Origin of the sequence: Alteromonas sp. CyTr2 (assembly GCF_947311905.1) — a bacterium.
Lineage (GTDB): Bacteria > Pseudomonadota > Gammaproteobacteria > Enterobacterales > Alteromonadaceae > Alteromonas > Alteromonas macleodii.
On record NZ_CAMZMZ010000003.1, the window covers coordinates 174,704 to 188,787 of the forward strand.

Below are 14,084 nucleotides of genomic sequence, written 5' to 3' on the forward strand. Positions count from 1 at the left end.
ATTTTCAGACCAAAAAGAAAAAGCACAATAAAAACAGCGACATATATAAATAAATATACTATTAAGAACTCAGCATACAGGTTAAATGTTGCAAAAAAGAAACACCACTTTGAAACACTGTATGTCAAAGTGGCTTTATCGATGCCTTGCTATACAGAGAAACTGCTATCGCTGTAATGGGAGGGAGAGCAAGTGAGCTCCGATAAGGGGATGGGCTTGCTAAACATAAATCCTTGCACATTGTCACATCCATGCTCTCTAAGATAATTCCACTGTTCAAGGTTTTCTATGCCCTCAGCACATACCGAGAGTGACAGTCTTTTCGCCAAATCAATAATTGCCCCAGTCACAAGACGGCTTCGTTCTGAAGTTTGAATTTCCATTACAAACTGTCGGTCAACTTTTAGCGTGTCGATATTGATTTGCGTCAGGTAACTTAACGAGGAGTAACCCGTTCCAAAATCATCTAGAGCTATGGCGCACCCCATATTTCCGATGCGTCTGAAGAACTTGTTTGAAAGAGTAAAGTTTTCTAGATACGCACTTTCTGTCACTTCAAATTCAATGTTTTCTGGGTTGATGTCATAAAGCTTGAAAGTATTGTAGATGTAGTCAAACAGCTGCGAGCTTCGCAAATCATGTCCAGATAAATTGATTGAGGCTCTAAACGGAGACGTGGCCCATTGTTTTAAATCTGGCATATCAATACAAACGCGCTTAATTACCCAACGGGTAATTGCAGTGATCTTACCGCCCTGCTCAGCAATGGGGATAAACTCGTTCGGCATGACCAAGCCAAATTCAGGATGTTGCCAACGAATAAGCGCTTCTACGCCTATTACATTCCCTTCGTTGTTAACTTTAACCTGGTAATAAACAACAAACTCATCGTTGCTGATTCCTTGCTCAATACCGTTAGCTAAGTGGAGTTTACGCTTATGCGACTCAACCATATCAGGTGTAAACAGTGTGTAGCTGCCCCGCCCTCGCGCTTTTGAACGATACATTGCAAGGTCTGCATTGCTCATCAGCTCGCTTAGGTCGTAGCCCGCATCGGAAGCCGTAGCAATTCCAACGCTTAAACCTACCGTTAGTGATAAGCCACGCAGTTCAAAAGGCTCATCAAATGCGGTAATAAGTCGCGTTGCCAAGCTTTGCGCTTGGTCAGTAGTCACATCTCTATCGGGCAGTACTAAGAACTCATCCCCTCCCAGTCGCGCGAATAAATCGCCGTCGCGCAGCAAACACTGAACTCTGTCAGCAACCTCTATGAGAATGAGGTCTCCGGTTTCATGTCCTAAAGAATCATTGATGCCCTTAAACCCATCTAAATCAAAAAACAGGAGCAGCAAGTCTTCATCATTTCTTTTGGCTCTGGCTAGCTCAAGTCTTAAGTTATCGAGAACAAACTGTCGATTGGGAAGACCGGTTAAACTATCGAAGTTTGCCAGACGAGACATGGTTTCTTGTTGATCAACCAATGTTTGCTTTTGCTCAAAGTTGATAAATAACTCAACTTCAATGGTATCCAATAAACTATTAATGTTATTCGATAACTGTCCAATTTCATTAGATGTATTAAGTGAACTGCGCAGCGCATAATCTTTTGACTCAAATACTTCTTGAGTAAACTGCCTCAGCGACCCAATAGGAGAAATCAAACGGTATAAAATAAAGACACAAGTGCCAGTGCAAAGCAGCCAAACCGCGATAACGATAGGCACTTGCTTAATGAGCTGGCGGGCTGAACTTGCCGCCATGGTGTCTTCAATATCCACATAAAGAACAACATGTCCAAGTGGGTATAGGCTACTACCTACAATTTGATGGGCAGTGATAACATTGTCGTATTGCGTAACACCAAATGGAATTTCTGCAGGATCAAGTGGAACAGATTGATTGGAAAGCTGGCTTAAGGAATCAGGTTGAATAGTGGAAATGACTTGATAGTCGTTGTCATATAGCGTGGCGGAAATAAGATTATCGTGTTCTTTTATCGGTTGAAAAAGAGAGGAAAATAATGCGTTATCACCGGGACTTCGCTCCATGACAACCAATAACTGCAGCGACAAAGCGTTACTTAACGTCGCGGTATTGCCTTTAACCACATCCACCACAGAAGCGTTGTGTTCTAATTTATTAACAATTACCACAGAGAGCGCCAGCACCGACATAGTCAATGCAATGACAAGCCCAATTGGGATTTTCAACGTTCTAAACACTCAACTACCCTTACTTCAGTACTGCAAGCTGTTGTAAGCAAGTGATGCCATAGGCTCTGAAACAGCACTGTCACCGCTAAGCTTTTATTATTATTTGTTCACAATAGTAAGGTACAGGTCGCTAAATTTGAATCCATTTTTTTAGCTAATACAAAAAAGACTAACTGAGTGATGATGAACGCTATGTTCTTTCAACTACTTCAAGTTTAGTTTTAATGTATTGGCTATGGGGAACGTACAATAAATCAGCTATTTGACGAATAGTACTCTCTTCAAGAGGCGCTAAAGATTCATCCGCGTATGCAATAGCCCAGAGGCTCTTTATCACATCTCTTTTCTCATCAGCGCTGCATTGTTTATTTAGTACTTGAGTAAAACGCACTAAGTCAATTGAATCGTCAGCCGTCTCTTGCCCTCTTTCAAGCAACAACGACATCGCTTCCTCATCTATGTTTACATGCTTTCTGAGCTGTTTCTCGTATTCACTTCTCTCGCTATCCGTTACTTCATTATCAGCGTTTACAATTTCACTAAGTAATGCAGCAGTCGCCAATTCAACGGTATACGTTGGCTCTGTGCGCTTATGCGTGTCTTCGAAAAGTTTAAGAAATGATTTCAGCATGGGGCCCTACTTCTTGTGTCACCGCAGAAACGCCCGCGGTTAATGAAATTTGAGTATCGATAAAACTTTTACTCGGTAAAAGCTAAATTCGATTAATTGCTGGATTAGATGGACAGATTTACAGCGATGACTAAGCAAGCAAGTCTATGTAAACTGTACTCAGCGACTAGAGCTGTAAAGTGAGAGTTTAAAAGCCCTCAGAGAAACATGAATATGAACATTTTGCTCGTAAAGATATTTTCTAAAGGCGCCTAAATTTTAGTATCAAGTAAGCAAATCACTTTACTCCCGCCATTTTCGAACCACACTCGTTCGCACAGCGCGTGAAGCAAAGGGAGCCCACGCCCAAAGCTTTCGTCATGAACGGAATGACGCCGGCCTACCGTACTTGCCTTATTCCACTCAAAGCCTTCACCACTATCTTCAACCGCTATCAGCACCTTACCTTTAAGGGGTAAAGACTCTATCCTAATATTAATTCGCCCGTGACTAAGCGCTTTTAGTGAAGCCTCGCGGTTTTCGTAATATTGATGGAACCCTGTACTATCAGCTTTGAGTTTTGAGTCGAGTTTCAAGATCCCATGCTCTAACGCATTATTAAACAGTTCCGACAACACGGTATAAATTATCGAACGCACCGCTTGAATGCCCTCACATTGCCCCGCAAGCTGTAGCACGCGTTGGAGAATGTCAGGCTGTTTCAAATGTTGTGCGTCAAGCGCAACTTCATGCACCGATGGCAATCCAAAATCCATCTTTGGTGATACGGGCGTTTTAATGGGTTGAGAGGTAAACACGACTAGCGTGACATCATCGTGAAATGAAGAGGCTGCGCAATGCTCTTTTGCCTTAAGAAAAAGTGAATTGGATTCTATTTTCCCATGCGTCTGCATTTGCTCTTTTACTATTCTTACCAAGCCTTCCTCAAGAAGCATTTCTCCCTCCTGATTAGTACTCTCAATTAGCCCGTCGCTACAAATTACAAGCTGTTCATTGCATCCTAGTTGAATGGTATCGCAATCGGTGTTGAGTTCATGCTCGTCTAGGATCCCTAATGCCATGTGACGTGAGGGAATGCAGCGCAATGCTAAATCAGTTTTGGCAGGAACAATGACAGCCGGCATTCCACCCTGCCATAAGTTGATTCTATTGCCCCCCGCGTTAATTTCGCCCACCACTGCGGCCATAAACATGTCACTTGGTAGAAACTTAATTAAAATTCGATTTAATTCTGAAATAATCTCAGAAATAGATACCCCTTGCTGGCTGAGTTCTTGAAAGGCTCGGGTTACAGGCAACGCACCAATTGCTGACGCCAAACCATGACCTGTAAAATCTCCCACCACAAAATAAATACCACCACTAGGGCTTGATTCGCATAGAAAGAGATCGCCATTAAAGGTTTCAGCTGGCTTTAGGAAGCAGTCGAAATGCGCCATTACCTCGGGTCGATTGACAATAGCGTGGCTAAAAATATGTTCCACAATGGCGTGCTCTCTCGCCACTCTTTGATTGAATAAACGAAGTGCTTTATTTTGCTGTTCTATGTGTTCACTCAAAGCACGTATTTTTAAGTGGGCTCGAATTTTGGCAATTAGAATGTGTCGGTCGAAGGGCTTTGTGGCAAAGTCGTTCCCACCAACTTCCAGACACCTCACTAAGCTTTCTTTATCTTCTAAAGCGGTGATAAAAAGAATAGGTAGATACGGCCCTTTCGCAAGCTTGCGTATTTTGGGTGCAACGTCAAAACCACTGAGCCCAGGCATCACAACATCCAACAAAACCAAGTCGGGTTTTTCGTGCGTAAATTTTTTGATAGCTTCAACACCATCCACCGCTTCGATACACTCTTTATAACCTGCGTTATAAAGCATGTTAGTAAGCAATGTACGGTTGATAGCCTCGTCGTCAACAATGAGGATCTTCACGTATGTCTCTTCGATAAAATGTTAATTTAGCGACTTGCTTTTCTTACTTAATGTCGAACTTTTTATCGAATCGAGATATTTTCAGGATTTTAGCAACCTGAGGACGGGCATTTTCGATACTGTAGGTTAATTCTCTTTCAGCGAGTGTCTTTTGCATGTTTAACAACATACCTAAGGCAGAGCTATCCATGTATTCAGTACGCGATAAATCTACGGTGATGTGAGAGACATCGGCGCCCAGTTCGCCATAGGCGTTTCTGAAGTCTTCTACCTTACTAAAGTCAAACTTAGTGCCTACATCTACCACTAGTACTTTCCCTTGATTTTGATAGCTCGACGTTATTTCCATATTCGCTCCTTAAAAATGTAAGCAGAAATGCTTCATCACATGCTTTTAACTTTGCTATTCTTATACTAGTTGAACTTTTACACATCGCCATGAAAGTCATCTTAAACTTTCGTATGGTAATGCTTTTTTTATCGCCATTTAGATGGAAAGACGCAATTTATTGAGGTATGTATGCAAGACTGGCAAGACGCCCTTTTGGTCTATAGTACTGAAAGTGGCAAAATAAAGCCTGAGCCAAAAGAGCAAGCGCGTTCGGTGTCTTCTGACGGCGTTGTTCGTATTCACAGGGAAACTAAAGGTCGCAAAGGAAAAGGGGTGTCTCTGATTAAGGGATTAGACCTCGCGTCTGATGAGCTGAAAAAACTAGGCTCTGAGCTAAAGAAAAAATGTGGTTGCGGCGGCGCAGTGAAAGACGGTGTCATTGAAGTACAAACTGATGACAGGGAAAAGCTCCGCACACTACTTACCGATAAAGGGTATAAAGTTAAGCTTGCTGGGGGCTAATGTAACGCTAGCCAGCTAGCGAGCTCTCACTTTTTCATAAACATATAACAAAAAGAGTCTGAAATGGAAAAGCTGTCAATTTCTGATCTACACATTATTTTAGTTGAGCCTTCTGACACACAAAGAAAGATCATCACCACTTTGTTGTTAAAAGAACACGTAAAGGAAATTGACCCCGTCAGTACCCTTTCCGAAGCTCGTTCAGCGGTAAAAGCGCACGGTGCTGACCTAATCGTAAGCGCGATGTACTACGAAGATGGAACCGCACTAGAACTACTTAAATTCATTAAAGAAGACGACGCATTTAAAACGATCCCCTTCATGTTGGTTTCCAGTGAAAATCGTTTAAGCAAACTAGAAGAATTTAAGCAGGCAGGTGTTGCGGCAATTCTTCCTAAACCATTTGAACCCCTTCATTTGTCTCGTGCGTTAAACGCAAGCTTAGATTTAATCAATCACGATGAACTAGAATTAGAACTATTTGACGTACACGATGTTCGCGTACTTCTTGTTGATGACAGTAAATTAGCGCGTAATCATATTCGACGCGTATTAGAAGGCATGGGGCTTCAACGCATAAAAGAAGCTGAGAATGGCGCAATGGCGCTAACTTATATAAAAGATGAACCTTTTGACCTCGTGGTTACCGACTACAATATGCCCGAAATGGATGGCAGGGAACTATCGGAATTTATCCGCTTTAATCCAGAAACCACACATATACCGATTATCATGGTAACGTCAGAGTCGGCTGACAGTGCACATATGGCTAATATTCAGCAAACAGGTGTGAACGCGCTATGCGATAAGCCTTTTGAGCCCAACGAAGTAAGACAAATGCTTTCAGCACTATTAGGTAACTAAGCGCAAAAATATTAAACGGCGTTCTCAAATTACCCACCGGCAGGTGTATATTTACGGCACCTGCCAACGCTTCATGCCCTAACCGTTTGGCTTTTTATAAAGCCAACAGCGCATTTTAATTACTTTTTCAAGTCCTCCACATTAAAAACAACTATTCAATTTGTAAAAATCGGTTGACACACATAGGCGTTCAACATACATTCAAACCTATGAAACAGAATACTATGCACGTAGCACTTTTCTTTTTTGCGTTTATATCCTTTAACTAGGGAGGCGCGGCTACATGCATGAAAACCTCCCAACTGGGAGGTTTTTTTTTAGCAGAATTTTCTTATACGATACGCACGGGAATGATATGTCAGACAATGCATTAGATACTGTTAGAGAGCGGATTACCGCTTTAGACAGTGAATTACTTACTTTACTCTCAGAACGCAGAAAGTTAACCAACGAAGTGGCTGAGACGAAAATAAAGCATCACATTCCTGTGAGAGATCAAAAGCGAGAAGAACAGCTATTGGTGCGCCTAATAAAAGAAGGCCAAAACATCGGCTTAGACCCTCATTATGTGACACAAATTTTCCACGTTATTATTGAAGACTCTGTTTTAAACCAGCAGGCTATGCTTGCTGAACGCGCTAACCCTGGCAGTACATTGCCCTTAAACCGAGTGGCATTCTTGGGCGACAAGGGCTCTTACTCTTATCTAGCAACGCAAAAGTACTTCTCTCGTCGCCCCGGCGAATTGCTGGAAATTGGCTGTCAGAGCTTTGCTGAAATTATTCACAAAGTTGAAAGTACAGAAGCCGATTACGCGGTATTGCCTATTGAGAACACGACGTCTGGCAGTATCAATGAAGTGTATGACCAACTACAGCATACCCAACTTAGTATTATTGGTGAACTCACCCACCCTATCCGCCATACATTGTTAGTGGGAACCAACACCAGTATCGATAAAATCAAAACGCTTTACGCTCACCCTCAAGTGTTCACTCAGTGTAGCCATTTCTTAGCAGAACTAGGGAACGTAGAAGTGAAAACCATGGACAGCACCTCGTCTGCCATGTTGACAGTTAGTGAGCTTAAACGCGATGACGTAGCCGCAATAGGCAGCGAAGCGGGTGGTAACTTGTACGGCCTAATGGCAATAAAGAGTAACTTAGCAAACCAAAAAGAAAACCATAGCCGTTTTATCGTTGTTGCGCGCAACCCAGTAGTGGTTCCACTTCAAGTTCCTGCTAAAACAACACTTGTTATGTCTACCATCCAAAAGCCAGGTGCACTTGTAGAGGCCTTGTTGGTGCTACGAGAGAACAGCATCAATATGACGAAGCTTGAATCGCGTCCTATTCCAGGTAATCCATGGGAAGAGATGTTCTACATTGATGTAGAAGGCAATGTAGAAGATGGCCCTGTACAAAATGCCCTTGATGCATTGCGTGGTATTACCCGCTACATCAAAGTATTGGGCTGCTATCCAAGCGAAGAAATTAGCCCGACCAAAGTGGCCGCGGCGAGTGCGCTGGCTGATTAACACGAAAAAGGTGAGCTTTGAAGCTCACCTTTTTACCAATTAACCGCTTTATTAAAACTACTTGTCTCTTAAAAGCTGACCATCATCCGCTTTTAACAACATCTGTTTGCTGTCTACTAAACACTTCTTCGCATAATCTCCGAACCACGCGCCGACCTTCATGAACTGTTCTACAAAGCCTTTTTTGTCGCCATTCTCAAGTAATGACAATGCAATCCCAAAACGTTCGTAAAAGCGACGTAGAAGTGCAAAGTTATCAGGGTTATTGAAAATAATATCGGCATAAAGTTGTGGTGACTGAGCGAATAACCTGCCTACCATTGCGAGTTCTAAACGATAAATAGGTGAGCTAAACATGGTGAGTGATTCCAGATTAGGATCTTCACCTTTTAAGTGTTGCCCGTACACAAACGTGTTGAAGTGACGCATTACCTGAATATAAGCCATGGCTTGGTCATGTTCTTGTGCGCTGGAGTCGTGAATGGTAGCACCCCAAATTCGCATTTGCTCAATGAGCCAACTGTATTTCTCACTGCCACGTCCGTCGCACACTACCACTACCTGTTTAATCATGCCAGGCGCGTCAGGACCAAACATGGGGTGCAGTCCAACAACCGGACCATTGTGTGCGGCAAGCATCGCCTCAAGTGGCTTAGCTTTAATACTGGTTATATCTGCAAGCACGCAATCCTCTGGCAGCATAGTAAGCTTGCTAATCACGGCTTCGGTTAGATTAATAGGCACTGCAACAACAACCAGTGAAGCACAGCTCAATAACGATGTTGCTCTACCACTTTCCCAGTCGTCTTTTTCCACAACTGAAACGTTGTAATTACTTCGTTCGAACAAGCTCACAAACACACGGCCAAGTGCCCCTGCTCCACCAATTACAACAACGTTGTCGACATCAGGTTTCACACAGCGATATTTGTTGTTTTGCGTGTGATAAGACTCTCGCATTACTCGACGTAATAAGTCTTCGGTGAGATCGGGCGACACCCCAAGTGCTTCTGCCTGAGCACGGCGGGAGGCTATCAACGCTTTTTCACGCTCTGGTACATAAACGGGCATACCAGCTTCAGCCTTAATTTGACCGACCTGGGTTGTAATTTGATTGCGTTTTGCGAGTAATTCGACAAGCTGGGTATCCAGCTCGTCGATACCTTCACGCAGCGTATCTAACTTTTTTAAGTGCTGCGATAAATCGGCCATTCTGTCTTATCCTTGAATCAAATGGCACGGGACTTATTGGCAAATTTTTCTTGCCACTTTAGGCGTTGCTTGGATTTATGCCACCGTGCGCTTATTTTGGCGTAAGGGTAACACAGTTATTAACTTATCTCTGGTTTGAGATATTAAGTTCTCTGTTGTTTCCCAATCAATACATCCGTCTGTGATTGAAACACCATACTCAAGTTCTTCTGGCTTTTTACCTTCAGCTTTTTGATTACCCGGTTTCAAGTGACTTTCCAACATAACGCCAATGATAGACTGATTGCCTTCTAGAATTTGATTGACCACGTTCTGTGCAACCAATGGCTGACGGCGATAATCTTTTGAAGAGTTTGCATGGCTGCAATCTACTACTAAGCCCGCTGTTAAACCAGCATCCTGCAGCTCAATCTCGCACTCTGATACGCAAACCGAGTCGTAGTTAGGCTGCTTTCCACCGCGCAAAATAATGTGGCCATCTGGATTACCGCTGGTCCCGATAATACTTACCTGGCCTTGCTTATTGATTCCCATAAAGCGGTGACCCGATGCCGCCGATTTAAGGGCGTTTATGGCAATATCTAGGCTTCCATCTGTACCATTTTTGAATCCTACAGGCATAGACAGGCCGCTGGCCATTTCACGGTGGGTTTGCGATTCAGAGGTACGCGCACCGATAGCAGCCCAGCTAAATAGCTCAGCAAGATATTGTGGACTAATTGGATCCAGTGCTTCTGTTGCAACAGGCAGCTCTAATTCTGCAAGCCAAATTAACAACTCTCTTGCCTTACGAAGACCGGTTTCAATATCAAATGTACCGTCGATATGCGGGTCGTTAATTAAACCTTTCCAACCTGTTGTGGTACGCGGCTTTTCGAAGTACACACGCATAACGATAAATAGTGTGTCTTTGCATGATTCATGAAGCTCTTTAAGCTTAAGTGCGTACTCTTTCGCGGCTTCAACGTCGTGTATAGAACATGGTCCACACACTACAAGCAATCTATGGTCGCGACGATGAATGATATCTGAAACAATCTTTCTAGACTCAGAGATAGCCGCTAACGCTTTGTCTGACACAGGCAATTCAGCACTAAGCGCTTCAGGGGTTATAAGTACATCTTCGGTACTTACGTGAACATTATTTACGGTGTCCTTGATCATGGGAGCTCTCTTACTCTCTTAACTACAAATAAAAAACGGAAAATTAAACGCCAAAAGAGTGTGCAATCTGCATGTAAACTTTATTGTACAACCAGCTTTTTCTATATTTCTTTAACGTCATTGACTTTTTAGCAACTCAAGCGTAATCGCGCAAGTAATAACGAATAATACTTTAATCTAGGGTAGATTCGAAGCGAATGAGCATGACTGAATGGCAATAGTGCATAGGGATAGCACAATTTTTAATCGACAGTGAGGCTTGTTCCGAATTACCTCATTAGTCAAACGCTTTGTAGTGACATCCCGCCCTTACGTTTTCAAATGCTCCACGAATTTAATGGCATAATTGACCAACATAAATAAGCTAAATTTCTCATTTATTGTCAGGATTTTGTATCATTGCGACAACGGAATAATAATGAGAACACAATGCAATATTTAGCCCTAACCTACACTGGCGACGTCGCCATTCTAACCATGCAAAATGGAGAGAACCGCCACAATCCTCTCTTCGCAAAGGAGATGCTTTCAGCGTTAAATACCATTAAAAGTAATGAAAGCTGTAAAGCGCTAGTGATCACATCAAATGATGAGAAATGCTTTAGTCTAGGTATAGACACAGACTGGCTAATGCCAGCGATGAAAGCAGCTCGCACTGAGGAAATAAAGCAATTTATGTACGGTATGGATGACGTGTTTAAAGCGCTGCTTCTGTTCCCTCTTCCCGTTATTGCTGCAATCAACGGACACGCCTTCGGAAACGGAGCAATTTTGGCGTGCGCTTGCGACTTCAGATTTATGCGCGCAGACAAAGGCTTCTTCTGTTTCCCTGAAGTAGATTTATCAATCCCCTTTCTGCCCGGTATGATTGAGTTTGTTAAAAAAGCGATGCCGTATTACAGATTTAATGAAATGAAGCTTTCCGGAAGGCGTGTATCTGGTAAAGAATTAGAGCAAGATCACGTGGTAGAAAAGGCGTACGATACACAAGAGAGCTTGATGGAAGGTGCGCTGAACTACGCTAAGACCTTTGATAAAAAGCGTGGCATTTTTGGCGAACACAAAAAGCGTCTACACAAACATATCATCCACACTATCGATAACGAGAACAAACCGTTAATAGAATCGCTATCACTCATGGCATAACAATAACCGGCGCTATGGTGAAGCGTCACTTAAGACGCTTCACCGATATTTGCTAATAAGTCTTTTCATGGGCATATCGATGTTGGACTCTACACTGTTAGTTAGGCCTTGGTGTTCTCTTCCTAAAAAGATCGACTTTAACCCCCCAATGCAACGATGCAATTCTCATTAAAACTGTTACAGAGATAGAACCTAAAATGCACCAAATGTAAGGGATGTCTAGGGCAAATAAGGCGGCGTAAGTGAGACCACCGGCAAAACATGCACTCGCGTAAACATCTCCACGCATAACGTAAGGTACTTCTCTGCAAACCACATCGCGCATCAAGCCCCCGAAGATACCGGTTGTCATACCCATCGTTAGGGCGACAATCATTCCGGTTCCACTAATAAGTGCTTTCTCGATGCCTATGACATTAAAAATAGCAAGCCCTATGGTGTCGATAAGTATAAAGTAAAAATTGGAAGGAGAAGGCATATAGCGAATGAATAAGACTGTCGCGAATATAGCTGAATAGGTTGCTAGTAGATACTCTGAGGTTTCTACCCAGAAAATAGGTTTTCCTAATAGGAGGTCTCTTAAAGTACCTCCGCCAAGGGCTGTCATCACGCCGACAACGACGATGCCAAACCCATTGATACTTTTGTCATGCCCCAGCAATGCTCCCGATACAGCAAAAAATGCGACGCCAACAACGCCTAACACGATAAAGTATTCTGTACTCATCCTTCTCTCTACTAAGAAACCTTAATGCTTGTATTAAAAAACAGATTGAATGGATCGAATTGCAGGCACAAAAAAGCCCGCTTAAAGCGGGCTTTTTCGAAGTTAACAATAACGCAAGGATTAGTAATCTTAGTTAAGCTTCTCTTTGATACGTGCAGATTTACCTGAACGCTCACGTAGATAGTAAAGCTTAGCACGACGAACCGCACCGCGACGTTTCACTTCAATTGAAGAAACTGCCGGGCTGTGTGTTTGGAACACACGCTCAACGCCTTCGCCGCTAGAAATTTTACGCACGGTAAAAGACGAGTGCAGACCACGGTTACGTTTAGCGATAACAACACCTTCATAAGCCTGAAGACGCTCTTTGTCACCTTCGGTAACGCGAACTTTAACAACTACTGTGTCACCTGGACCAAACGCAGGAACATCAGTCTTTAGCTGTGCTTCTTCGATTTTTTTGATGATATCTTGACTGACTTTGCTCATCATATCCTCTCGTCCTAGTTAACTGTCATCTTGCTGCAGTTGCGCTTGGAATAATTCAAGCAAACGCTGCTGCTCCTCAGTCAGAGCTAGGTGATTTAACAATTCAGGGCGACGCTGCCAGGTTCTACCTAATGATTGCATCAATCGCCACTGCCTAATTTTTTCATGGTTCCCACTTAACAACACATCAGGTACCTTTTGACCATCGAGTATTTCGGGCCGCGTATAGTGCGGACAATCCAAAAGACCGTCAGTGAAAGAATCTTCAACTGCTGAGGCTTTATGCCCCAACACGCCAGGAACTAATCGAGCAACCGCGTCCATAAGGACCATTGCTGGCAGTTCACCGCCGCTTAGCACGTAATCACCAATAGAGACTTCTTCATCTACATGGCTTTCGATTACTCGCTCGTCGATGCCTTCATATCGGCCGCAAATTAAAATTGTGCGGTCAATGTTAGCAAGGCGCTGTACGCCTGCTTGGTCAAGGGGTTTCCCTTGTGGTGATAAGTAGATCACCTTACTTTTTTCGCCACCAACTTTCTTGGCAGCTTGTATTGCGTCGGTTAGCGGTTTTACCATCATCAGCATACCGGGTCCGCCTCCGTAGGGGCGATCGTCTACTGTACGATGGCGATCATGTGTAAAGTCACGGGGGTTGAAGGTGTCAACCGATAACGTTCCAGACTTAACTGCTCGACCTATAACACCCTGTTGGGTAAAAGGGGCAAACATATCTGGAAACAGGCTAACAACGCCGAACCACTTTTCCGGTGTCACTTAAAACCCCGGGTCCCAGTCAACTTTAATGATCTTCGCTTCCTTATCCACCTCTTGTACGACTTCGTCGAACACAAAAGGTAATAGTCTTTCTTTTTGACCAAAAGCATCGCCTACATTCGCTTTAACGTGAATCACGTCGTTAGCACCTGTATTAAACACTTCTTTCACCACACCCAAGTCGTAACCTTGCGTTGTTACTACTTTCATGCCGGTGAGCTCACGCCAATAAACCCCTTCGTCGCCTAAATCAGGCAGCTGTGAAGCATTTATGTTGATATCCAAGTTTTTGATGCGCTCAGCATCATCTCGACTATCAACGCCCACAATTTTTGCAACGAGGCTTTTACCGTGCGGTCGCCACTGGTCAATTTGGTATTCCTTTTCATCGCCAAGAAACCATGGCGCGTAATCAAAAATACCTTCTGGCGTTTCTGTATAGCTGTTGATTTTGACCCAACCTTTAACACCGTACGGTGCGCCAATTTTGCCAACAATCACTTTGTCAGACGCTAGACTCATCTATACCACCAGTTAATA

At 43.3% G+C, this 14,084-nt stretch carries 14 protein-coding genes; 4 read left to right on the forward strand and 10 right to left on the reverse strand.

All coding sequences use genetic code 11. The features are described from left to right. Window positions 1-149 precede the first annotated feature (149 nt). From QME20_RS03445 to QME20_RS03460, 4 genes are all read right to left on the reverse strand, one after another. Window positions 150-2,222, reverse strand: a complete 2,073-nt coding sequence (locus QME20_RS03445; protein WP_168532668.1) for an EAL domain-containing protein — start codon at window positions 2,220-2,222, stop codon at window positions 150-152. Window positions 2,223-2,403: 181 nt separating this feature from the next. Continuing rightward, window positions 2,404-2,844: a TerB family tellurite resistance protein gene (locus QME20_RS03450; protein ID WP_281715457.1), complete on the reverse strand. Its 441-nt coding sequence runs from the start codon at window positions 2,842-2,844 to the stop codon at window positions 2,404-2,406. A 251-nt stretch (window positions 2,845-3,095) separates the two neighbouring features. Then, window positions 3,096-4,772: a fused response regulator/phosphatase gene (locus QME20_RS03455; RefSeq protein ID WP_049585867.1), complete on the reverse strand. Its 1,677-nt coding sequence runs from the start codon at window positions 4,770-4,772 to the stop codon at window positions 3,096-3,098. A gap of 43 nt (window positions 4,773-4,815) precedes the next feature. Next, window positions 4,816-5,121, reverse strand: coding sequence for an STAS domain-containing protein (locus QME20_RS03460; RefSeq protein ID WP_014948848.1), 306 nt, complete (start codon window positions 5,119-5,121; stop codon window positions 4,816-4,818). Between the two features lie 171 nt (window positions 5,122-5,292). Here QME20_RS03460 and yciH point away from each other — a divergent pair, with 171 nt between their 5' ends. From yciH to pheA, 3 genes are all read left to right on the forward strand, one after another. After that, window positions 5,293-5,625, forward strand: coding sequence for a stress response translation initiation inhibitor YciH (gene yciH / locus QME20_RS03465; protein WP_014948847.1), 333 nt, complete (start codon window positions 5,293-5,295; stop codon window positions 5,623-5,625). Between the two features lie 63 nt (window positions 5,626-5,688). After that, a complete protein-coding gene (locus tag QME20_RS03470; RefSeq protein WP_014948846.1) occupies window positions 5,689-6,489 on the forward strand; it encodes a response regulator in 801 nt (266 codons plus the stop codon). 355 nt (window positions 6,490-6,844) lie between these two features. Further along, window positions 6,845-8,026 (forward strand): prephenate dehydratase, encoded by a 1,182-nt coding sequence (pheA, locus tag QME20_RS03475; protein ID WP_039227282.1) that lies wholly within the window; start codon window positions 6,845-6,847, stop codon window positions 8,024-8,026. A gap of 57 nt (window positions 8,027-8,083) precedes the next feature. On the opposite strand, the gene tyrA is transcribed toward pheA, so the two are convergent. Together tyrA and QME20_RS03485 are read right to left on the reverse strand one after the other, a co-directional pair. Beyond that, a complete protein-coding gene (gene tyrA, locus QME20_RS03480; RefSeq protein WP_014976023.1) occupies window positions 8,084-9,238 on the reverse strand; it encodes a bifunctional chorismate mutase/prephenate dehydrogenase in 1,155 nt (384 codons plus the stop codon). 75 nt (window positions 9,239-9,313) lie between these two features. After that, window positions 9,314-10,402, reverse strand: a complete 1,089-nt coding sequence (locus tag QME20_RS03485; RefSeq protein ID WP_014948838.1) for a 3-deoxy-7-phosphoheptulonate synthase — start codon at window positions 10,400-10,402, stop codon at window positions 9,314-9,316. A 429-nt stretch (window positions 10,403-10,831) separates the two neighbouring features. On the opposite strand from QME20_RS03485, the gene QME20_RS03490 reads away from it, so the two are divergent. Beyond that, window positions 10,832-11,548: an enoyl-CoA hydratase/isomerase family protein gene (locus QME20_RS03490; protein WP_281715458.1), complete on the forward strand. Its 717-nt coding sequence runs from the start codon at window positions 10,832-10,834 to the stop codon at window positions 11,546-11,548. A gap of 97 nt (window positions 11,549-11,645) precedes the next feature. On the opposite strand, the gene QME20_RS03495 is transcribed toward QME20_RS03490, so the two are convergent. From QME20_RS03495 to rimM, 4 genes are all read right to left on the reverse strand, one after another. Further along, complete coding sequence (locus tag QME20_RS03495) at window positions 11,646-12,275, reverse strand: trimeric intracellular cation channel family protein (protein WP_014948836.1); 630 nt, start codon at window positions 12,273-12,275, stop codon at window positions 11,646-11,648. Window positions 12,276-12,404: 129 nt separating this feature from the next. Beyond that, on the reverse strand, window positions 12,405-12,764 hold the full coding sequence (gene rplS, locus QME20_RS03500; RefSeq protein ID WP_024015986.1) for a 50S ribosomal protein L19: 360 nt from the start codon (window positions 12,762-12,764) through the stop codon (window positions 12,405-12,407). Window positions 12,765-12,782: 18 nt separating this feature from the next. Continuing rightward, window positions 12,783-13,544 (reverse strand): tRNA (guanosine(37)-N1)-methyltransferase TrmD, encoded by a 762-nt coding sequence (trmD, locus tag QME20_RS03505; protein ID WP_080986369.1) that lies wholly within the window; start codon window positions 13,542-13,544, stop codon window positions 12,783-12,785. Further along, on the reverse strand, window positions 13,545-14,066 hold the full coding sequence (gene rimM / locus QME20_RS03510) for a ribosome maturation factor RimM (protein ID WP_049585864.1): 522 nt from the start codon (window positions 14,064-14,066) through the stop codon (window positions 13,545-13,547). Window positions 14,067-14,084: the final 18 nt, after the last annotated feature.